17 protein-coding genes are annotated in these 20,426 nt (G+C 68.5%); 16 read left to right on the top strand and 1 reads right to left on the bottom strand.

The features are described 5' to 3' along the window. Window positions 1–13 precede the first annotated feature (13 nt). The 15 genes from ABRP17_RS07610 to ABRP17_RS07540 all read left to right on the top strand — a co-directional run bounded on the left by ABRP17_RS07610 (window position 14) and on the right by ABRP17_RS07540 (window position 16,817). Complete coding sequence (locus ABRP17_RS07610; protein ID WP_223202932.1) at window positions 14–565, top strand: hypothetical protein; 552 nt, start codon at window positions 14–16, stop codon at window positions 563–565. Then, entirely contained in the window at window positions 558–2,264 is a 1,707-nt protein-coding gene (locus ABRP17_RS07605; protein ID WP_349985323.1) for an AMP-binding protein, read from the top strand. Before ABRP17_RS07610 ends, ABRP17_RS07605 begins: the two co-directional genes overlap by 8 nt. After that, window positions 2,254–3,024: a glycosyltransferase family 2 protein gene (locus ABRP17_RS07600; protein ID WP_349985322.1), complete on the top strand. Its 771-nt coding sequence runs from the start codon at window positions 2,254–2,256 to the stop codon at window positions 3,022–3,024. Before ABRP17_RS07605 ends, ABRP17_RS07600 begins: the two co-directional genes overlap by 11 nt. Further along, complete coding sequence (locus ABRP17_RS07595; RefSeq protein ID WP_188327381.1) at window positions 3,021–3,962, top strand: acyltransferase; 942 nt, start codon at window positions 3,021–3,023, stop codon at window positions 3,960–3,962. Before ABRP17_RS07600 ends, ABRP17_RS07595 begins: the two co-directional genes overlap by 4 nt. Next, the gene (locus ABRP17_RS07590) at window positions 3,952–5,502 is read left to right on the top strand and encodes an aromatic amino acid ammonia-lyase (protein ID WP_349985321.1); all 1,551 of its coding nucleotides are present in this window, start codon (window positions 3,952–3,954) and stop codon (window positions 5,500–5,502) included. The genes ABRP17_RS07595 and ABRP17_RS07590 overlap by 11 nt, the downstream gene beginning before the upstream one ends. Further along, the gene (locus tag ABRP17_RS07585) at window positions 5,495–5,911 is read left to right on the top strand and encodes an acyl-CoA thioesterase (protein ID WP_372486927.1); all 417 of its coding nucleotides are present in this window, start codon (window positions 5,495–5,497) and stop codon (window positions 5,909–5,911) included. Before ABRP17_RS07590 ends, ABRP17_RS07585 begins: the two co-directional genes overlap by 8 nt. Window positions 5,912–5,943: 32 nt before the next feature. Continuing rightward, the gene (locus ABRP17_RS07580) at window positions 5,944–6,534 is read left to right on the top strand and encodes an outer membrane lipoprotein carrier protein LolA (RefSeq protein ID WP_349985392.1); all 591 of its coding nucleotides are present in this window, start codon (window positions 5,944–5,946) and stop codon (window positions 6,532–6,534) included. A 1-nt stretch (window position 6,535) separates the two neighbouring features. Beyond that, entirely contained in the window at window positions 6,536–8,893 is a 2,358-nt protein-coding gene (locus ABRP17_RS07575) for a hypothetical protein (RefSeq protein ID WP_349985391.1), read from the top strand. Window positions 8,894–8,901: 8 nt separating this feature from the next. Beyond that, window positions 8,902–9,483: a DUF3261 domain-containing protein gene (locus ABRP17_RS07570; RefSeq protein ID WP_372486978.1), complete on the top strand. Its 582-nt coding sequence runs from the start codon at window positions 8,902–8,904 to the stop codon at window positions 9,481–9,483. After that, window positions 9,480–10,673 carry a beta-ketoacyl-ACP synthase gene (locus tag ABRP17_RS07565; protein WP_188325402.1) on the top strand — a complete coding sequence of 398 codons (1,194 nt, stop codon included), beginning with the start codon at window positions 9,480–9,482 and terminating at the stop codon, window positions 10,671–10,673. The genes ABRP17_RS07570 and ABRP17_RS07565 overlap by 4 nt, the downstream gene beginning before the upstream one ends. Continuing rightward, entirely contained in the window at window positions 10,670–11,122 is a 453-nt protein-coding gene (locus tag ABRP17_RS07560) for a hotdog family protein (RefSeq protein ID WP_349985318.1), read from the top strand. The genes ABRP17_RS07565 and ABRP17_RS07560 overlap by 4 nt, the downstream gene beginning before the upstream one ends. After that, window positions 11,119–11,850: a 3-ketoacyl-ACP reductase FabG2 gene (locus tag ABRP17_RS07555; RefSeq protein WP_349985317.1), complete on the top strand. Its 732-nt coding sequence runs from the start codon at window positions 11,119–11,121 to the stop codon at window positions 11,848–11,850. Before ABRP17_RS07560 ends, ABRP17_RS07555 begins: the two co-directional genes overlap by 4 nt. After that, window positions 11,850–13,100: a beta-ketoacyl-ACP synthase gene (locus ABRP17_RS07550; RefSeq protein ID WP_349985316.1), complete on the top strand. Its 1,251-nt coding sequence runs from the start codon at window positions 11,850–11,852 to the stop codon at window positions 13,098–13,100. Before ABRP17_RS07555 ends, ABRP17_RS07550 begins: the two co-directional genes overlap by 1 nt. A gap of 128 nt (window positions 13,101–13,228) precedes the next feature. Continuing rightward, on the top strand, window positions 13,229–13,489 hold the full coding sequence (locus ABRP17_RS07545; RefSeq protein WP_188325398.1) for a YcgL domain-containing protein: 261 nt from the start codon (window positions 13,229–13,231) through the stop codon (window positions 13,487–13,489). Further along, window positions 13,482–16,817 carry an ankyrin repeat domain-containing protein gene (locus tag ABRP17_RS07540; RefSeq protein ID WP_349985315.1) on the top strand — a complete coding sequence of 1,112 codons (3,336 nt, stop codon included), beginning with the start codon at window positions 13,482–13,484 and terminating at the stop codon, window positions 16,815–16,817. Before ABRP17_RS07545 ends, ABRP17_RS07540 begins: the two co-directional genes overlap by 8 nt. Window positions 16,818–16,853: 36 nt before the next feature. On the opposite strand, the gene ABRP17_RS07535 is transcribed toward ABRP17_RS07540, so the two are convergent. Then, the gene (locus ABRP17_RS07535) at window positions 16,854–18,650 is read right to left on the bottom strand and encodes a monovalent cation:proton antiporter-2 (CPA2) family protein (RefSeq protein ID WP_349985314.1); all 1,797 of its coding nucleotides are present in this window, start codon (window positions 18,648–18,650) and stop codon (window positions 16,854–16,856) included. 326 nt (window positions 18,651–18,976) lie between these two features. Here ABRP17_RS07535 and mgtE point away from each other — a divergent pair, with 326 nt between their 5' ends. Continuing rightward, window positions 18,977–20,347 (top strand): magnesium transporter, encoded by a 1,371-nt coding sequence (gene mgtE / locus ABRP17_RS07530; RefSeq protein WP_349985313.1) that lies wholly within the window; start codon window positions 18,977–18,979, stop codon window positions 20,345–20,347. Window positions 20,348–20,426: the final 79 nt, after the last annotated feature.

Below are 20,426 nucleotides of genomic sequence, written 5' to 3'. Positions count from 1 at the left end.
GCGGACCGCCGCCGTGCCCTCCTTCCGCAAAGTCGCCTTCGTCGCCGTATCGCTGGCGTACCCGCTGCTGATGTACGCCGCGATGGGGCGCTTCGAGCCGCGCTGGCTGTCGTTGTTGCTGTTCGCGTTGGCCGTGTTGCGCGCGCTCGGCAGCCGTGAAGCGGTGTGGATGTGGGCCGCTGCGGGCACCGGGCTGCTGGCCGTGGTGGCGTTGCTGGGCAACCAGGCCTTGCCGCTGAAGCTGTATCCGGCCCTGGTCAATGCGGTGCTGTTGGCGGTGTTCCTGGCCAGCCTGCGTTGGCCACCGAGCATGGCCGAGCGCTTCGCGCGCATGCAGGAACCCCAGCTGCCCCCCTTTGCCATCGTCTACACCCGGCGGGTCACCCAGGTGTGGTGCGGCTTCTTCGTCATCAATGGCGGTCTGGCGCTGGCCACCGCGCTGTGGGCGTCTGATGCCACCTGGGCGCTGTACAACGGCCTGCTGGCCTATCTGCTGATGGGCGTGCTGCATGCGGTGGAGTGGACGGTGAGGCGCCGGGTGAAGGCGGCACATGGCCATGGCTGAGTGGATCCCGCTGCACCAGCTGCTGGGCCCGGCGCGGCCGGACCGCTGGATTGGCGGTGCCGGTGCGGATCGTATCGACCACGCCGGGCTGCTGGCCCGGGTGGCGGCGTGGCGCGTGGCGTTCTCGCAGGCGGGAGGACGCGACTGGGCCCTGTACTTCGATGACAGCCTGGCGTTCGCCGCTGCCCTGTTGGGCGCGTGGTCAGCGGGCAAGCGCGTATACCTGCCTTCCGACAACCTGCCGGCCACGCTGCAGGCGCTGCGGCCGCGGGTCGACGGCGTTGCCGGTGACGTCGACCTGCACTGGCAACCGCTGGCCCCGTCTGCGGTGGGGGCCGATGCCATCGCGCCGATCATGCTGGACGAACGCGCCTGCCGGCTGGTGGTGTTCACCTCCGGCAGCACCGGGGCGCCGGTCGCGATCGAGAAACGCCTGGACCAGTTGGCCTGCGAAGTGGGTGCGCTGGAGCAGGCCTTTGGTGCGCTGCTGGAGGGTGCGCAGGTTCACGGCACCGTGTCACACCAACACATCTACGGCCTGCTGTTCCGGGTGTTGTGGCCCTTGTCGGCGGGTCGGGCGATCCTGCCACGGCGCTTCTTTCACGAAGATCTGGTGGCGGCGCTGTCGACCGGGCCGAGCGTGCTCGTTGCCACGCCTGCCCACCTGAAACGGCTGCCGGCGCAACTGGACTGGCGCGCTGCGCGCACGCATCTACGCGCGGTGTTCTCCTCCGGTGGTCCGCTACCTGCGCAGGCGGCCGTCGATGTCCGCGCGCTGCTGGACCGTGTGCCGATCGAGGTGTTCGGCAGCAGTGAGACCGGCGGCATTGCCTGGCGTGGCGGTGATGCATCGACCAGCGCGTGGCAGCCGCTGCCGGGCGTGCAGTGGCGGATCGACGAGGGCCAGTTGGCGGTTGCCTCCGCGCACCTGCCCGATGGCGGCTGGTGGCGCAGCGAGGATCGTGCCGAGGCTGACGCGCAGGGCGGCTTCCGCCTGTTGGGTCGCGCCGACCGCATCGTCAAGGTGGAAGAGCGACGTGTGTCGCTGGACGCGCTGGAACATGCGCTGCGCGCCCACCCCGCCGTCGCCGACGTCCGCGTGCTGCTGCTGCCGGGCCAACGCGAACAGCTGGCCGCCGTGGTGGTGCCGCGCAATACCCGCCTGCTGCAGGCTGACGAGGCCGGCCGCCGTGCCGCCGGCCGTCAGTTGTCCAACGCCCTTGCCGATGCCCACGACGCCGTCGCGCGGCCACGGCGCTGGCGCTTCGTCGATGCACTGCCCCTCAATGCGCAGGGCAAGACGACCCAGGCCGCCCTGCTGTCGTTGTTCCAGCCGGAGCAGCCGGAGCCGGTGGACCTGCCGCCGGTGCAGTGGCTGCAGCGTGGACCGGCCTCGGCCAGCGCGCAGTTGACCCTGCAACCCGACCTGCGTGCGTTCGATGGGCACTTCCCCGGGGTGCCGGTGCTGCCCGGAGTGGCCCAGGTCGACTGGGCGATCCGCTTGGCCCAGACGGTGTTCGCCCTGCCGGCGCGCTTCGTGCGTATCGACGCGCTGAAGTTCCAGCGGGTGGCGCGCCCGGGTGACACCCTCCTGCTGCAACTGGACTGGGACGCGTCGCGCCGCATGCTCGCATTCCGGTTCAGCTCCGGTCACGGCATCCATGCCAGTGGCAAAGTAGTGTTCGCCGATGCCGATTGAATCCCCGTCCGCTGCCATTGACCATGCCCTGCTGGTGGTGGTGCCGGTGTACGACCACGAACACGCCATCGTCGAGGTGGTGGCAGGCATCCGCGCTGCCGGCCTGCCTTGCCTGCTGGTCGATGACGGCTCGCACGACGCCTGTGCCGCCGTGCTGCGTGCGCTCAGCGCGGGCGATGGGGTGGGGTTGCTGCGGTTGCCGCGCAACGAAGGCAAGGGCGGCGCCATGCTGGCCGGCTTCAGCGAGGCATCACGGCTGGGCTACAGCCACGTGCTGCAGATCGATGCCGATGGCCAGCACGACACCAATGAGCTCGAACGCTTCGTGGCCTTGTCGCAGGCGCATCCGCACGCTGTGATCTGCGGCATCCCTGCCTACGACGAGACGGTGCCGAAAATCCGCCTGTACGGCCGCTACGCCACCCATGTGTGGGTGTGGATCAACACGCTTTCGCTGCATCTGCGTGATTCGATGTGTGGCTTCCGGGTGTACCCGCTGCCGCCTGTCATCCGCCTGATGGCCGAGGAAACCATTGGCCGCCGCATGGATTTCGATACAGAGATCCTGGTGCGGCTGTATTGGCGTGACATTGCGGTGCTGCACGTGGCGACGCCGGTGACCTACCCACGCGACGGCGTTTCACATTTCGATGTATGGCGCGACAACGTGCGTATCAGTGGCATGCACGCGCGGCTGTTCGGCGGCATGCTGCGGCGTGCGCCGCGATTGCTGCGTCGTCGCCTGCGAGGCACGCGCTGATGGCCGCCCGACCGGCGCCGCACTGGGCGGACATCGGCGAGCGCACCTCCGTCAGCGGCGTGCTGCTGCTGTGCTGGGTGCACCGCTGGCTCGGACGCTGGCCTTACCGGATGGGCGCATGGCCAGCGGTGGCCTGCCACTGGCTGGGAAACGGCCTGGCGCGGCGTGCCTCCATGCAGTACCTGCAGCGCCTGCAGGCCCACACCGGGGCATTGGGCCACACGCCCGGCTGGCGTGACAGCCTGCGCCACTTCGCCCTGTTCGGCGACACCATGCTGGACAAGCTGCTGGCGCTGGGACGCCGTTATCCGGCGCAGCAGCTGCAGTTGCATGACAACGCGGCGCTGCAGCGCATCGGCCGTGCCGAAGGAGGCGTGTTCCTGACCGCGCATGTGGGCTGCCTGGAGCTGTGCCAGGTATTGGCCGAAAAAGTGCCGGGGCTGCACCTCACCGTACTGGTCCACACCAAGCATGCGCAGCGCTTCAACAGCCTGTTGGCGCGCCTGGATCCGTTGGCATCGGTAGAACTGCTGCAGGTGACCGAGGTGGGTCCGGCAATGGCGATGGCGCTCGGTCGTCGGGTCGCCGCGGGTGGCTTCGTCGCCATCGTGGGTGACCGGGTGCCGGTGAACAGCGAGCGGGTGGCGCATGCCGATTTCCTGGGTCACCGCGCGCCCTTCCCGGTGGGCGGCTATGTCATGGCGTCGGCGCTGGCTTGCCCGGTCTACACCCTGTCGTGCCTGCACCACGGCGACGGTTATCGCGTTCGCTTCGATCTGTTCGCGGAGCGCATCAGCCTGCCCCGCGGGGCACGCGACGCCGCCCTGCAGGACTGCGCCCATCGCTATGCGCAGTGGCTGGAACAGCAGGTGACCCAGTCACCGCTGGATTGGTTCAACTTCTTTCCTTTCTGGGACCAGGCACCTGATGCCGACTGATCTTTCCCCTTGCTGCCACTTCGGCGCCGCTGCGCTGACCATCGAAGACGTGGTCGCGCTGGCAGACCGGCGTGCACGTGCCGAGCTCAGCGATGCACCGGCTTTCCGTGCGCGCATCCAGCGCGGTGCCGATTTCCTCGACCGCCTGCTGCGCGAGGACGGGGTCATCTATGGCGTCACCACCGGCTACGGCGACTCGTGCACGACGGTGATCCCGCCCTCGTTGGTCGCCGAGCTGCCGCATCACCTGTACACCTACCACGGCTGCGGGCTGGGTCGTTTCCTGGATGCACAGGAAACGCGGGCTGTCTTGGCGGCTCGCCTCGCCTCGCTGTCACAAGGCATGTCCGGCACCAGCGTGGCGCTGCTGGAAGGGCTTACTTCGCTGCTCCAGCACGACGTGCTGCCGCGCATCCCGGCGGAAGGATCGGTCGGCGCAAGCGGTGACTTGACCCCGCTGTCCTACGTGGCGGCCGTGCTGTGCGGGGAGCGCGACGTCCTGTTTGAAGGACGCGTGCAGCCTGCGGCCGAGGTGCTGCCGCGGATCGGCATGGTGCCGCTGCGGCTGCGACCGAAGGAAGGCCTGGCGTTGATGAATGGCACTGCGGTGATGACAGGGCTGGCCTGCCTGGCCTGGCACCGTGCCGACTATCTCAGCCGCCTGGCGACCCGCTTGACGGCATTCAACGTGTTGGCCAGTGATGGCAACGCCCATCATTTCGACGAGACCCTGTTCGCGGCCAAGCCGCATCCGGGCCAGGCACGCATCGCCGCCCGCCTGCGCGCGGACCTGCACAGCGAGCGGCCGCCGCGCAACGCGCAGCGACTGCAGGATCGCTATTCGTTGCGCTGTGCCCCGCATGTGATCGGCGTATTGGAGGATACGTTGCCGTTCCTGCGGCAGTTGATCGAAACCGAACTCAACAGCGCCAACGACAACCCGCTGATCGACCCGGACGAAGAGCGCGTGCTGCACGGTGGCCACTTCTATGGCGGCCACATCGCGCTGGCCATGGATACCTTGAAGAACACCGTGGCCAACATCGCCGACCTGCTGGACCGGCAGCTGGCGCTGCTGGTCGATGCACGCTACAGCCATGGCCTGCCGGCCAACCTGTCTGCCGCCACGGGGCCGCGCGCGGCCATCAACCACGGGCTGAAGGCGCTGCAGATCAGTGTCTCGGCGTGGACGGCCGAGGCGCTGAAAAATACCCTGCCTGCCTCGGTGTTCTCGCGTTCCACGGAATGCCACAACCAGGACAAGGTCAGCATGGGCACCATCGCCGCGCGTGACTGCCTGCGCGTGATCGAGTTGGTGGAGCAGGTGGTGGCGGCGATGCTGATCGCGGCACGTCAGGCGGTGGCGCTGCGCCAGCGGGTCGGCATGCAGGCGCAGCTGCAGGGTGCGCTGGATGCGATGAATACCGATCTCGTCGGGCGCATCGCGCTGGTCGAGGAAGATCGCGCGTTGGACGGCGAGCTGCGCCAGCTGCTGCAGGACATCCGCGGACGCGCGTGGGTGATCTATGCCGATGCATGATCTGACGGAAGAAATCGCCCTGTCGCCCGCGTTTCACGACTGTGACCCGATGCAGGTGGTCTGGCACGGAAACTATTTCAAGTACTTCGAGATCGCCCGCTGCGCCCTGCTGCAGCGGCATGATTACGACTACCCGCAGATGCAGGCGTCCGGCTTCCTGTGGCCGGTGGTGGACGCGCGGGTCAAGTACATCCGCCCGTTGCGTTTCCAGCAGGCGCTGCGCGTGGTGGCACGCATCGTGGAGTGGGAGAACCGCTTGAAGATCGCGTACGAAATTTTCGATGCGCTCAGCGGTGAGCGCCTGACCCGCGCCCATACCATCCAGGTCGCCGTCGCCGCCGACAGCGGCGAGATGCAGTACCTGTGTCCCCCGATCCTGTGGCAGAAGCTGGGAGTATCCGCACCATGAAACTGTTCGCTCCGCTCCGTCTGTTGGCGGTCATGTCGCTGTGTCTGCTGGCGTCGGCAACCAGCGCCGCCGACGCGGTCATCGAATCGATCACCCGGGATGTCGCGCGTCCTGCCGTGCTGCGTGGCAGCTTCAGCCAGCAGAAGCAGGTGGCGGGATTCCGCAATCCATTGCAGTCGCAGGGGCGCTTCGTGGTGGCGCACCAGCGCGGTGTCATCTGGTCCACCCTGAAGCCGTTCCCCTCGGAGATGGTCATCACCGCCGACCGCATCCTCAGCCGGCAGGCCGATGGCAGCACCCGCGTGGAACTCGATGCACGCGAGCAGCCGGCAATGCGTTCGGTGAACGCGACCCTGTTCGCGCTGATGAGCGGTGACGTGCGGGCACTGTCCAGCCAGTTCAATGTCGATGCGCGGCGCGAAGGGGCGGGCTGGACGCTGCAGCTCACGCCGAAGTCGGCGATGCTGGCAAAGGCATTCACCTCGCTGCGGCTGCGCGGTGACCGCTACGTACGTGACGTGGAGATCGTGGAAGCGGGCAATGACCGCACCCTGATCACCTTCAGCGCATTGACCGAAACGCCGGCCACGCTGAGCGCTGAAGAGGCCGCGCGCCTTGACTGACATGCGCCCTGGCGCGGCCGCGGCCGCGGCCGCCCGCCCACACCGCGCTTGGCGCTGGCTGGCCCTGGCGTGGCTGCTGGTGCTGCTGGCGCTGGGTGTGCAGCAGGCCCTGCAGTGGCGCCAGCAGCCACCGATCGACACCGACATTCTGGCAATGCTCCCGCAGGACGCCCACGATCGCCTGCTGTCGGATGCTACCCGGCGCATCGCCGATGCGAACTCGCGCGACGTGGTGGTGCTGCTGGGCAGCGATGACAGCGCAGCCGCTCTGCGTGCGCAGGAGGCATTCGCCCAGGCCATGGCCGACGATGCGGACAGCGGCCTGCTGCGGCCTGCCGGTGCGATGGACGGGTGGTTCGACCAGGCACGCGGGTTCTACGCCCCGTACCGGGATCGCCTGCTGACGCCAGCCCAGCGCGATCAGCTGCAGCAGACCGGCGCCGGCGATCTGGCAGGGCAGGCGCTTGCGTCCCTGTACGGGCCGATGGGCGGTCCGCGTTTGACGGCGTGGCTGCAGGACCCTTTGGCGCTGTGGCCGGCATGGTGGCAACAGCAGGCCAAGGCGGCAGGTCTGCGCCTGGGCGACGATGGCTTGGTGCAGGCCGATGGCAAGCACTGGGCGGTGCTCCGTTTCGATACCCGTGATTCCGCCTTCCAGCTGGATGGCGAGCCGCATATCGACGCGCTGCTGGAGCGCGCGGGCACGGCAGCACGCGGGGCGGCGCCCGGGCTGGAAATCCTGCATGCCGGTGTTCCGTTGCATGCCGAAGCCGCCGCCGTGCAGGCCAACCGGGAGATCAATACGATCGGCTGGGGCTCGTTGGCGGCCGTGCTGTTGCTGGTCTGGCTGGCGTTCCGCTCGCTGCGACCAATCCTGCTGGTGGCGGTGTCGCTGCTGGTGGGGTGTGGCGTCGCCTTGGCCGTGACCGTGCTGGTGTTCGGCAAGGTGCACCTGCTCACGCTGGTGTTCGGTGCCTCGCTGGTCGGCGTCGCCGAGGACTACGGCATCCACTGGTTCGCGTCGCGCCAGGCGGCCCCACGTGAGAGCCGTTGGACCCTGCTGCGGCACCTGCTGCCGGGCCTGTGGCTGGCCCTGCTGACGAGTGCGCTGGCTTACCTGGCGCTGGCGATGGCGCCGTTCCCGGGGCTGCGGCAGATGGCACTGTTCTCGGTGGTCGGATTGTCCGCTGCGTTCGTGACGGTGATCTTGTGGTTTCCGTGGCTGGACGGCGGCCAGGTGCGGCAGACCGGTTTTTCGCGCTGGCTTGGCGGCACGCTGCAGCGCTGGCCACGGCTTGCCGGGCGACGCCTGCTGCTGGTGCTGGTCGGTCTGGTGGTTGTGTCCGCTGCGGGCATGACCCGATTGAAGGTGGACGATGACCTGCGCAGCCTGCAGTCCTCGCCCCCGGCATTGATGGAGCAGCAGATCCGTATCTCGCGGCTGCTGGGGATGCCCAGCCCCGCGCAGTTCTTCCTGGTGCAGGGGGGAGATGCCGAACAGCTGCTGCAACGCGAAGAGGCCCTGACCCGGCGGCTGCGCGCGCTGGAGCACGACGGCCGCATCGGCAGCCATCGCGCGATCAGCGACTGGTTGCCTTCAGCGGCGCAGCAGCAGGCCGATGCCGCACTGACGCGTGGCATCGAGGCGGGCGTACTGCGGGCCGTGGCGGAGGTCAGTGGCGAAACGCTGGAGCGCCCGGCGTTCACCGCAGCGCCGATGACCATCGAACGCTTCGTGGCCTCTCCGGCGTCGTTGCCGGTCCGCCCCTTGTGGTTGGGTCGGCTGGGCGACGGGGTCGCCAGCGTGGTGCTGGTGGATGACCTGTCGCAGCCGCAGGCGCTGCGCGACCTGCAGGGTGCCGGTGCAGGACTGGACGGCGTGCGCTGGGTTGACCGCACCGATGATTTCTCGCGCTTGCTCGGTCATTACCGCAGTCTGATGAGCGTCATGCTGCTGGCAGGCATTGCGCTGGTGTTCGCCGCGCTGTGGTGGCGCTATCGGCGCGATGCGTGGCGGGTGATGGTGCCGACGTTGTTGGCGGGGACGCTCACCGTCGCCCTGCTGTCCTTGTTCGGCCAGCCCGTGCAGCTGTTCAATGTGCTCGCACTGATGCTGCTGTTGGGCATGGGCATCGATTACGGCATCTTCCTGCTGGAGCATCGGGGTGACCCCAGTGCGTGGGTGGCGGTCTGCGTGGGCGCGGCCAGTACCTGGCTGTCCTTCGGGCTGCTCGGGCTGTCGGCCACGCCGGCGCTGCGTGCCTTCGGCCTTACCCTGCTGCTGGGTATCGGCCTGGTCTGGCTGTTGTCACCGCTGTTCCGGCCGGCCGGTGTGCATGAAACAAAGGAGTCCACCTGATGCGTTGGATGCGCTGCGTTCGCCCGGCCCTGCGCCTGTTGGCGGCAATGACCGTACTCGCCGCGCTTGTCGCGTGCGCCGACCGGCCCACGCGGCCCGGTGGCGATCTGCCACCGCTGCGGCTGTCGCCGGCCAGCCTGCAGGGCACCCTCGCGCTGCAGCAGCAACTCCACTTCCGCTTCGGCCGGGTGGAGCGTGATCTGGATGCGTTGCTGGAGGCTGACGACGCGCAGGTGCAACTGCTGGTGCAGGCGATGGGTCAGACCGGCTTCCGCGTGCGCTGGGATGGCCAGCACCTGGACGAACAGCGCGCCCCGTGGCTGCCACGCCAGGTGCGTGCCGAACGGGTGCTGGATGATCTGCAGTTCGCACTCTGGCCCACCGCTGCCATCGCCGCCGTATTGCCGGCCGAGTGGAAGGTCACCGACGATGGTGAACATCGCCGCCTGCAGCACGCCGGCCAGGATGCACTGCACCTGCAGCGCCATGCCGATGGCAGCCTGCAGTTGGACAACCTGCGCGAAGGATACTCATTGACCATCCGTTCGGTGGATGGCGCGGCTGCACCGGCGCAGGAGACGCCGCCGTGACCGCCGCGGTGTATCTCAATGGACTGGGCGTGGTGTGCGCCCTGGGCGCGGACCGCCACAGCGTGGCCAAGGGGCTGTTTGCCGCGGCCCCTGGCGGGCTGTCCGACTGCGATGACGTGGTGCGCGGGCGGACCCTCGCGCTGGGGCGCGTACGGGACGCGCTGCCAGACCTCTCGACGCTGCCGATCTCGCTTCGTGGTCGCAACAATGCCCTGCTGGATGCGGCGCTGGTGCAGATCGCACCGCTGGTGAAGCAGGCCATCAGCCGACATGGTGCCGAGCGTGTCGCCGTGATCATCGGCACCAGCACATCCGGCATCGGTGAGACCGAACCTGCGCTTCGCGCGCTGCAGTCTGATGGCCAATGGCCTGCCGGCTTCTCCTACGGGCAGCAGGAGATGGGCAGTGCGGCATCGTTCGTGCGCCATCGCAGCGGGGCCGGCGGCCCGGCATGGACCTTGTCCACGGCCTGTTCGTCGAGTGCGAAAGCGTTGGCTTCGGCGGCGCGGCTGCTGCGCGCCGGGGTCGTCGATGCGGTGATCGCCGGTGGGGCCGACTCGCTGTGCCACTTCACCGTCGCCGGTTTCAGCGCATTGGAGTCGATCTCGGCCACGCGCTGCCTGCCTTTCTCGCGCAACCGCACGGGCATCAACATCGGCGAAGGGGCGGCGTTGTTCCTGCTCAGCCGTGAGCCGGGCCCGGTGCAGCTGGCCGGGTGGGGGGAGAGCTCCGATGCCCACCACATGTCCGCGCCGGACCCGAGCGGCGCCGGCGCCACGGCTGCGCTGCTCGAGGCACTGCAACGTGCAGGGTGGTCACCGGACGAGGTGGACTACATCAACCTGCATGGCACCGCCACGCGGCACAACGATGCGATGGAGTCCCGGGCAGTGGCCGGCGTGCTGGGCAGCACGGTGCCAGCCAGCTCGACCAAGCCACTCACCGGCCACGCGCTGGGTGCCTCCGGTGCCATTGAAGCCGCCCTGTGCTGGATCGCGCTGGTCGACAATCCCGATAATCGCCTGCCGCCACATTGGTATGACGGCGATATCGATCCGGATCTGCCGGCACTCAGGCTGGTCACCCCGGGCGACTGTTCACCGGTCCCCCTGCAGCGGATGCTCAGCAGCTCGTTTGCTTTCGGCGGCAGCAACGCCGTGCTTGCCCTGCAGCGGAGTACGGCGGCATGACCTTGTATCCCATCCGGGATGTCGTGCCGCACCGGGCCAGCCTACTGCTGTTGGACGAGCTGGTGCACTGGGACGATGACAGCATCCATGCCGCCCTGGTGGTGCCGTCGAAGGGTGCATTCGCCGGGCCTGACGGCGTGCCGGCGTGGATCGGCATCGAGTACATGGCGCAGGCCATCGCGGCCTGGGCCGGCTGCCGTGCGCGCCGTGACGGCGGCGAACCGAAGATCGGGTTCCTGCTCGGCAGCCGCCGCTACAGCAGCCAGCGCGATCTGTTCCCCGCCGGCACCCGGCTGGAGGTGTACGCGCGCCGCGAACTGATGGGTGACAATGGCCTGGGCATGTTCGCCTGCCGGATCGACGCGGGCGGGGAGACATGGGTGGAAGCGAATGTGTCGGTGTTCGAGCCCGCTGACGCGCAGGCCTATCTGGAGAGTGGAACCGCATGACAGCCAACCTGGCGGTGCTGGTGACCGGCGCAAGCCGGGGCATCGGCCGTGCAATCGCGCTGCGCGCCGCGCGCGACGGCTTCGACGTGACCGTACATTGCCGCAGCCGCGTGGAAGAAGCGCAGGCCGTGGCCGATGAGATAACCGCGATGGGACGGCAGGCGCGGGTACTCCCGTTCGATATAGCCGACCGCGCCGCGGCACGTGCCGCCCTGGAAGCCGATGTCGAAGCGCACGGCGCTTACTATGGTGTGGTCTGCAATGCCGGTATCGCCCGCGATGGCGCGTTCCCTGCGCTCAGCGAAGACGACTGGGACCAGGTGCTGCACACCAATCTGGACGGCTTCTACAACGTGCTGCACCCGCTGGTGATGCCGATGGTGCGCCGTCGCCAGCCCGGCCGCATCGTGACGCTGGCATCGGTATCCGGCCTGATCGGCAACCGCGGCCAGGTCAATTACAGCGCGGCCAAGGCCGGCATCATCGGCGCCAGCAAGGCGCTGGCGGTCGAGCTGGCCAGCCGCCGCATCACGGTCAACTGCGTGGCCCCTGGCCTGATCGACACCGACATGCTGGATGCCGGCGTGCTGGAACACGCCTTGAAGGGCATTCCGGCCGGTCGTGTCGGGACGCCCGACGAGGTCGCTGCCACCGTCGCATTCCTGCTGTCCCCTGACGCTGCCTATATCACCCGGCAGGTGATCTCGGTCAATGGCGGGCTTGCCTGATGGCACGTGACGGGCGCCGCGTCGTGGTGACCGGTGCGGCCGCCATCAGTCCGTTGGGCCACGACTGGGCCACCATCCACGCGCGGCTGCGCGCACTGCGCAATGCCGTACGCGCGATGCCGGAGTGGGATGTCTATGAAGGGCTGAATACCCGGCTGGCTGCGCCTGCCGCGCCTTTCGAGCTGCCACCGCACTACAACCGCAAGACCACCCGTTCGATGGGACGGGTCGCCTTGATGGCGGTGCGCGCCAGCGAGCTGGCCTTGCAGCAGGCCGGACTGATCGACCACCCGGTGCTGCGTGGTGGACGCACCGGGGTGTCCTACGGTTCGTCTTCCGGCAGCCATGAAGCGGTGGGCGAGTTCGGCCGGATGCTCAGCAGCTTCAGCACCGATGGCATCACCGCCACCACCTACCTGAAGATGATGAGCCACACCGCGCCGGTCAACATCGGCGTGTTCTTCGGTCTCAGCGGGCGCATCCATACCACCTCCAGTGCCTGCACATCCGGCAGCCAAGGGGTGGGCGAAGCGTACGAAACCATTCGCGCGGGGCGCCAGACCGTGATGCTGGCCGGCGGTGCCGAACAACTTGATGCGACCGCCGCGGCGGTGTTCGACACCCTGTTCGCCACCAGCGTGCGCAACGCGGCCCCAGCCACCACGCCGCGTCCGTTCGATGCCGGGCGCGATGGCCTGGTGCTGGGTGAAGGCGCCTGCACCCTGGTGCTGGAGGATCTGCAGCACGCGCTTGAACGCGGTGCCACGATCCTGGCCGAGGTGCGCGGCTATGCCAGCAACAGCGATGGCCAGCATGTCACCCAGCCCAGCAGCCCGACCATGGCCCATGCGATGCGCCTGGCGCTGGAGGATGCCGGGCTGGATGCTGCACGGATCGGATATATCAATGCGCACGGTACGGCGACCGAGCACGGGGACATCGCCGAAAGCCAGGCGACCGCCGAGGTATTCGGCAGCGCCGTGCCGATCAGTTCGCTGAAGAGTTACGTCGGCCACATGCTGGGCGCGTGCGGCGCGTTCGAGGCCTGGGTGAGCATCGAGATGATGCGCAGCGGCTGGTTCGCCCCCACCCTGAACCTGGAAGACCCGGATCCCCGCTGTGCGGCGCTGGACCACATCATCGGCGACGGCCGTACGTTGCAGGTGGACCACGTGATGAGCAACAACTTCGCCTTCGGCGGCATCAATACGTCGCTGGTGTTTGCGCGTTTCGACGCCTCGGCAGCCTGAACGGCCTGCGGACAATGATGAACCCGGTGCACGAAAGTTCGCCGCGGTGGCGCTGTCGGGGCTGTGACGCCTTCCGCCCGTGACGGGTTTCCGACACAATCATGTCTTAAAGGGTAAAACCTGAAAGCATGCAAGCCTACGTCTACAAAAGCCACCGTAAAGACGACACCTACGTCTATCTCGCCGAGCGTGATGGCTTCGCTGTGCTGCCTGCACCGCTGGCTGCCTCGCTGGGAAAACTCGATCTGGTGATGGAAGTTGCGCTGACCGAAGATCGCCGCCTTGCCCGCGCCGACGCGGCGCTGGTGCGTGCCGAGCTGGCCAGTCGCGGGTTCTACCTGCAGGTGCCGCCCAGCATCACCAGCATGATGCCGCGCCACAATGACTGACCGCAGGCCGCGCGAGGTATACGGCGCCCTGGGGCTGGGCGCGTTGCTGTCGCTGGGTGCCGCCATCGGGGGTATCCCCGGCGCGGTGCTGGCGGCGCTGGCGCAGCCGGTGTATGCGCTGGGCGTGTCATGGGCCCGTCGCAGCCGCGTACCGCGCGCCGTGCCGCAGGTGCTGCGCGAAGAGATTCCCGCGCTGTTGGCGCTGTGGTTGGCCGGCCCTGCGGTGCTGGCGCTGCTGATGGCCTGGCCCCTGGCTGCGCTGCGTGAAAGCGGCAGCCTGGCCGCCGCGCTGGGACTGGCGGTGCTGCTGGGGGTCGCGTTGCTTGCGGTCTGGCGTACCTGGCCGTTGTGGAGCGACGTGGAACGTCTGGCCGGTGGCCTGCAGCGGCATGGGGCAGGCCTGTCCGGCCGCGACCTTGGTGCGTGGCGCGGACTGGCCGTTGCGGCCCTGGTACTGGCGATCAGTGCACTTGTCGTGTTGCCAGCGTGGCCGGCCCTGTTGCCGGTGGCGCTGCGCTGGCCTGCTGTCGCTGCGATCGTGCTGCTGTCGCCGCTGCTGCACCTGATGCTGCAGCGGATCGCGCCGGCCGGCGCGGGGCGCGTGGCTCCGGCGACCCATACGGACGCGCTGCGTACCGCGTGGGAAGCAAACGAGCCCAGGGTCGACGCCGTGCCCACGGCGCTGGAGCCGATGCAGGCCGATGCCTTGGGCCCGGCCCTCTACGAAGCGGCGCGACATGGCCGCATCGAGCGCGCGCTGCAGCTGCTGCAGGCCGGCGCGGACCCGCGTGCTGCGCCGGACCCGCAATGGCGCGACCAACGCAACCTTCCGGTGCTGGCCGCGGTGCTGCCAGACCTGCGGCTGCTACGCGAACTGATCGCGCGTGGCGTCGACGTCAATGCACCGCACAAGGGAATGACGCCGCTGCTGGCGGCGACCCGTGACAGCTGGCACGGTCGTCCCGAAGCGGTGATGACGCTGCTCGCCAATGGCGCCGATTCGCGCGCCACCGACGCCGATGGCAATACGCCCCTGCACCATGCCGCGCGCAGCTCGGATCCCGGGGTGGCCGCGCTGCTGCGTGACGCCGCCGCCGAAATCGACGCACTGAACAATGAAGGCTGGTCACCGCTGGCGGTGGCCTGTCAGGTCGGCAACTGGCGGCTGGCGCGTTTCCTGCTGGAACGCGGCGCGCGGGCCGAGCCCGTGGAAGGCATTCCGGTGCTGCTGGCCGCTGCGGCCACCGACGATGATGATCCCGCGGGCGTCCAGCTGCTGCTCAAGCACAAGGCGCGCGCCGATGCGCGTGACGCCCAGCGCCGCAGCGCGCTGCATGAAGCGGCGCTGGCAGGCCACTCGGCCATCATCGATGCGCTGTTGGCGGCCGGAGCCAACCTGGAAGCGCGTGATGCCCTGGGCCGCACCCCGCTGCTGGAGGCTGCCGCAGGCGGTCGTGCCGCCGTGCTGGAACACTTGCTGCCGCACAAGCCCGACCTGGCGGCGGTGGACGGTGACGGCCGCAACGCGCTGATGCTGGCCGCGATGGCAACGGACGTCCCGCCGCAGCTGGTCCGTCGCCTGCTGGACCTGGGTCTGGTCGCCGACCTGGCAGATCCCGTGGCAAGACGCGCGGTGGACAGCGCTGCCGAAGCGGGCCGTTGGGCCATCGTCAGCATGCTCGACCCCGCGTATCCGCTGCCCGCTGCGGTCAGCGACGGCCTCGCGGCCGCCGAAGGCAGCGAAGGCGGGGCGTCGCTGCTGCCTGACCGGCCGCCGTTGGAACTGCTGCGCGAGTCCTTGGGCTTCGGTAATCTGGACGGTCTGGAGGCGCTGGTCCGGTTGTGCCGCCCTGACGAACTGGGCGCGCTGCTGCACGATCCGGAGCTGGCACTGGATCCGCGCGCGGTCAGCTGGCTGCTGCAGCACGGCGCCTCGCATGACGCGCTCGATGCCTGCACCGACACGCCGATGTTCGCGTTGCTCGCGCGTGGCGTGGACGCCGTGCCTGCCTTGCAGGCCATGCTGGAGCAGGGCGTATCGCCCGCCGGCGCCGGCGGCCTGGCACGGTTCCTGGCGGCGTGTGCACAGCATGACCACGCCAGTCGCGGACTTGAACAACTGGCGCTGGAGCTGCTGGAGCGGGGCGCGGATCCGTTCGCGGCGTCCCCGGCAGGTGATCCGCCGCTGTCGCTGGCCGTGCGCCTGGGCTGGTTGCGCCTGCAGACGGGCCTGTTGAGCCTGGGCGTGGACCGCGAAGCACGCGACAGCCATGGCATGACGGCCCTGCATCTGGCGACCGCGCTGGGTCGCGAAGCCGCGTTGAAGACGCTCGTCCGCCATGGCGCATCGCCGGAAGCCCGTGCCGCCGATGGCCAGACGCCGCTGGGCGTGGCGCTGTCCAGTGGCCGCCGCGATCTGGCCGATTGGCTGGACTGGCGGGTATGGACCCTGCCGCGCCGCACCCTGCGCGAGTCGGACGTGGCCGCGGCCGCCACTACCGGCGATGTCGATGCCGTGCGTCGCCTGATCGACCTGGGTTTCGCCGTCGACAGCGTCGATGCGCAGGGCTGTACCGCCCTGCTGCGTGCCGCAGGCGGCGGGCACCTGGCCGTGGTGGACCTGCTGCTGGCCCGCCACGCGGATCCGCAACATGCCTCGGCCAGCGGTGCCACGCCGTTGTCAGCGGCGGTCAGCATGCGCCAGATGGATATCGTGTCGGCCCTGCTGGACGCCGGTGCGCAGCTGGAACACCGGCTGCCGGGCGGCGTCACGGTGTTGATGCTGGCATCGGCCCTGGGCCTGCCCGACATCGTGGCGCGTCTGCTCAGCGCCGGTGCCGACGTCCACGCGTGCGATGCGCAGCAACTGGCGCCGCTGCATTGCGCTGCGCTGTACGGATTCTCCGCGCGTGATCGTTCGCGCCTGCTGGCGCTGCTCGATACCCTGCTGCTGGCAGGGGCCGAACCGGATCAGTCCGCTGCAGGTGACGTAACCCCGCTGCTGTTGCTGCTGGGCGCGCGTGCCGAACCGGGCACGGCCTGCGACGAGCAGGTGGTGCTGGCCGGCGTCGAACGCCTGCTGGATGAAGACGTATCGCTGGACGTCCGCGATCCACGCGGGTTCGGGCCGCTGCACCTGGCCGCATTGCATGGACTGCCGCTGCTGGTCCAGCGCCTGTTGCGTGCAGGAGCGGACCCCGAGGCACGCGACACGCTCAACCGCAGCCCGCGCGAGATCGCGGTGATGCGCGGTTTCATCGACGTGGCAGGTGAGTTCGCACCCCGGGTCCCGGGCGTGTCATCGATGGCGCGTTTCCTGCGCGAATGAAGCGCTGCGCCGCTGGCCAGTGACGAGCCCCTATCGTCACTGGTCCTCGCGTGACCGGTCCCCATCGTGGCCTGCGTCGGCCTCGAACAGATGCATCAGATCGGCGCGGGCGTCACGCGAGGTCTGGATCACGGCGGTCTCATCGTCGTACACCAGGTACTGGTCACGCAGCAGCTTCTCGTCGTGCTCGCGGAAACGCTGCACGTGCCGCTTCGCCGTGTCGCCCGGGATGCCCAACGCGATCAGTACCCGTTCGCTGAGCTCCAGGCTGGTCCCGAAGACTTCGCGGAACGGTTCGGCGGCCATGTCCATCAAGCGCCACGCATGCTGGCGGTTACGCGCACGCGCCAGCACGCGCGCGTCCGGATACAGCCTGCGGATCACCCGCGTCGCGCGCAGGTTGGTTTCCGGATCATCCATCGTCACCACGAATACCGCGATCTCGGCGCCGCCGGCTGCGCGCAGCATCTCCGGGCGGGTCGGATCACCGTAGTAAAGCTGGTTACCGAATCGCCTCAGGTCGGCCACGGTATCCGGGTTGGCTTCCAGTGCGACGAAAGGCACCTTCTGCGCCGTCAGCAGCCGCGCCACCACCTGGCCGAAGCGTCCCATGCCGGCAATCAGCACCTTCGGCCGATTATCCGGCGCGACGTCGTCAGCCGGTGGGGCCTGGGTGGTCGTGCTGGCTTCGCGCCCCAGCAGCCGCAAGAGCACGATCATCAGCAGCGGTGTCAGCGCCATCGACAGACCGACGATGGCGACCAGCCGATCATGGTTGGCACTGCCCAGCAGCTGCGCGCGCTGTGCCTCGTTGAACACGACGAAGGCAAACTCACCGCCCAGCCACAGCACGCTGCCCAGCAGCAGCGCTTGTCGCGACGGCAGCTTGGCCAAGCGGCCGATGGCGTAAAGAATGCCGAACTTGACCACCAGCAGGATGCCCACGCCGGCGGCGATCATGCCCGGCTCGGCGATGATGCGGTCCAGATCGATGCCCATGCCGACGGCAATGAAGAACAGGCCGAGGAACAACCCCTTGAAGGGTTCGATCTGCGCTTCCAGCTCGTGCCGGAACTCCGAATCAGACAGCAGCACCCCGGCCAGGAACGCGCCGAGGCTCGCACTCAGCCCCGCTTCCTGCATGAACCACGCCGTGCCCAGCACTACCAGCAACGCCGTGGCGGTGAATACCTCCGGGCTGCGGCTGCGTGCGACAACACCGAACACGCGGCGCAGCAGCGGGCGTCCGCACAGGATGACCACCGCCAGCGCACCGATCGCGATGGCGGCATCCTGCCAGTGCAGGGTCTGGTTGCGCGCGCCGCCCAGCAGCGGAATCGCGGCCAACAACGGGATGGCGATGAGGTCCTGGAACAGCAGGATCGCGAAGGCCAGTCGGCCATGATTGCTGTTCAGCGCCTTGTGCTCGGACAGCAGCTGCAGGCCCACCGCCGTGGATGACAGGGCCAGGGCGATGCCCACGACCAACGCGCTCTTCCATTGGAAATGGTCAAGCATCAGCAGGCCGCCCAGCACGAGTCCGCAACTGGCGACCTGCAGCGCGCCGGCGCCGAACACCGAACGTCGCATCACCTTCAGTCGCGACGGCGATAGTTCCAGGCCGATGACGAACAGCAGCATCACCACGCCGATCTCAGCCGCGCCGAGGATGCGGTCTGCATCCTGCACGAAGCCCAGGCCATCGGGCCCCAGCACCACGCCGGCGGCCAGGTAGCCCAGCACTGCCCCGAAGCCGAGGCGGCGGAACACGGGGACGGCAATCACCGCCGCAAGCAGCAGGACCAACGCGAGTTCAAGCACACCGCTATGCATGGGGAGGAACGTCTGGGATGCGGGGGAACGGGCCGGATGCGAAGCACCGGACCCTCGGCGGTCATTATGCGCCGCGTGTTGCCCACGGCGCAGCGCGGAAACTGAGTGCGACCCTACCTGGCGCCGCGATGGGGTTGACCCACCCTGCCGACAGGTCCATCCTGCCCCCCGCCACGGCATGCCCGTCGGCACACCCTTCCGGAGTCCAACCCCCATGTCCAGCGACAGTAGAAGTCGACCTCGTTCGACGCCAGCGACGGCGACCGCCTGACAGGGACGGTTCGCCTGCGTTGGCGTTGCGCTTGCAACCACGAAGGCGAACCACGATGAACCAGAAGCAGATGCTGCGTCCCGCTGCCGACGCCGCCACCCTTGCCGCACCCCTGGCCGGTTTCAACACGGCCGATGCGGTCGAATACCTCAACACCTTGTTGCTGTCCCGCGCCGTGGAACTGCTGGGCGCGCTTCCGTTGCCGCGCGCGGTGAAGCTGCTGGAAGCGCCGGAGCTGCAGCGCGCCGGCGACCTCGTGGCTGCATTGCCGCCGGCCCGCGCCGCCGCGCTGCTTGGGTTGATGGCCGATGACCGCGCCACCGATATCGTCCATCAGCTGGATGAAGAAGAGCGCGCCCGGCTGGTGCCCCTGATCAGTGCCGACGCACGGCAGGTGATCCAGCAGCTGTTGAGCTATCCACCGCATACCGCCGGTGCACTGATGACGACCGAATTCGTCAGCGTGCCTGCCACGTGGACGGTCGGGCAGACCCTGCAGCACATCCGTGATGTGGAGCGCACGCGCGAGACCGTGTACGCGATCTATGTGCTCGACCTGGCCAGCCAGCGCCTGCAGCAGGTGGTGACGATGCGCCGCTTGATCACCGGTCGGGCGGAGGACGCCATCCTCGACGTGGCGCAGGTCAACGCACCGGTCACCGTGGACGTGCAGATGGACCAGGAAGAAGTCGCGCAGCTGATCCGGCGCCACGATCTGCTGGCGATCCCGGTGGTGGATGCAGGGCAGCGCGTGCTGGGCATCGTCACTGTGGACGACATCCTGGATGCGCTGATCGAAGAGTCCACCGAGGACGCGCATAAGTTCGGCGGCATGGAGGCGTTGGAGAAGCCGTACATGCAGATCGGTTTCCTTGAGATGCTGCGCAAGCGCGGCGGCTGGCTGAGCGTGTTGTTCCTCGGCGAGATGCTGACGGCAAGCGCGATGCAGCACTACGAACACGAGCTCGCCCGTGCGGTGGTGCTGACGCTGTTCATCCCGCTGATCATGAGCTCCGGCGGCAATTCCGGTTCGCAGGCGACCTCCCTGCTGATCCGCAGCCTGGCACTGCGCGAACTGCGCCTGCGCGACTGGTGGAAAGTGGCCCTGCGTGAACTGCCCACGGGCATCGTGCTGGGCGTCATCCTGGGCACGCTGGCGATGACCCGCATCACGGTGTGGCAGCTGGGCGGACTGCACGATTACGGCGAACACTGGCTGCTGCTCGGCTTCACCGTCGCGGCAGCACTGGTCGGCATCGTGACGTTCGGCTCATTGTCCGGCTCAATGCTGCCGTTCGCCCTCAAGCGGCTGGGCTTCGACCCGGCCAGCGCCTCGGCCCCGTTCGTCGCCACCCTGGTCGACGTCACCGGGTTGGTCATCTACTTCAGCATTGCCGCCACGATCCTCCACGGCACCCTGCTGTGAAAAAAGGGGACGGAGGGGATTAAGTCGCAATCGGCCGCTGCGTAGCGAGCCGATTGCGACTTAATCCCCTCCGTCCCCT

It is taken from the genome of Stenotrophomonas sp. WHRI 8082 (genome assembly GCF_040223995.2).
In the GTDB taxonomy this organism is placed as follows: Bacteria; Pseudomonadota; Gammaproteobacteria; order Xanthomonadales; family Xanthomonadaceae; genus Stenotrophomonas.
Note: the sequence above shows the minus strand (reverse complement) of the source record. Positions and strands in the feature narration are given on the sequence as shown.

Coding starts and splice junctions, on each gene's coding strand:
- ABRP17_RS07605 (WP_349985323.1), top strand. CDS start 558: ATGGCTGAGTGGATCCCGCTGCACCAGCTGCTGGGCCCGGCGCGGCCG.
- ABRP17_RS07575 (WP_349985391.1), top strand. CDS start 6,536: ATGCGCCCTGGCGCGGCCGCGGCCGCGGCCGCCCGCCCACACCGCGCT.
- ABRP17_RS07580 (WP_349985392.1), top strand. CDS start 5,944: ATGTCGCTGTGTCTGCTGGCGTCGGCAACCAGCGCCGCCGACGCGGTC.
- ABRP17_RS07590 (WP_349985321.1), top strand. CDS start 3,952: ATGCCGACTGATCTTTCCCCTTGCTGCCACTTCGGCGCCGCTGCGCTG.
- ABRP17_RS07550 (WP_349985316.1), top strand. CDS start 11,850: ATGGCACGTGACGGGCGCCGCGTCGTGGTGACCGGTGCGGCCGCCATC.
- ABRP17_RS07545 (WP_188325398.1), top strand. CDS start 13,229: ATGCAAGCCTACGTCTACAAAAGCCACCGTAAAGACGACACCTACGTC.
- ABRP17_RS07600 (WP_349985322.1), top strand. CDS start 2,254: ATGCCGATTGAATCCCCGTCCGCTGCCATTGACCATGCCCTGCTGGTG.
- ABRP17_RS07560 (WP_349985318.1), top strand. CDS start 10,670: ATGACCTTGTATCCCATCCGGGATGTCGTGCCGCACCGGGCCAGCCTA.
- mgtE (WP_349985313.1), top strand. CDS start 18,977: ATGAACCAGAAGCAGATGCTGCGTCCCGCTGCCGACGCCGCCACCCTT.
- ABRP17_RS07585 (WP_372486927.1), top strand. CDS start 5,495: ATGCATGATCTGACGGAAGAAATCGCCCTGTCGCCCGCGTTTCACGAC.
- ABRP17_RS07540 (WP_349985315.1), top strand. CDS start 13,482: ATGACTGACCGCAGGCCGCGCGAGGTATACGGCGCCCTGGGGCTGGGC.
- ABRP17_RS07555 (WP_349985317.1), top strand. CDS start 11,119: ATGACAGCCAACCTGGCGGTGCTGGTGACCGGCGCAAGCCGGGGCATC.
- ABRP17_RS07535 (WP_349985314.1), bottom strand. CDS start 18,650: ATGCATAGCGGTGTGCTTGAACTCGCGTTGGTCCTGCTGCTTGCGGCG.
- ABRP17_RS07570 (WP_372486978.1), top strand. CDS start 8,902: ATGCGCTGCGTTCGCCCGGCCCTGCGCCTGTTGGCGGCAATGACCGTA.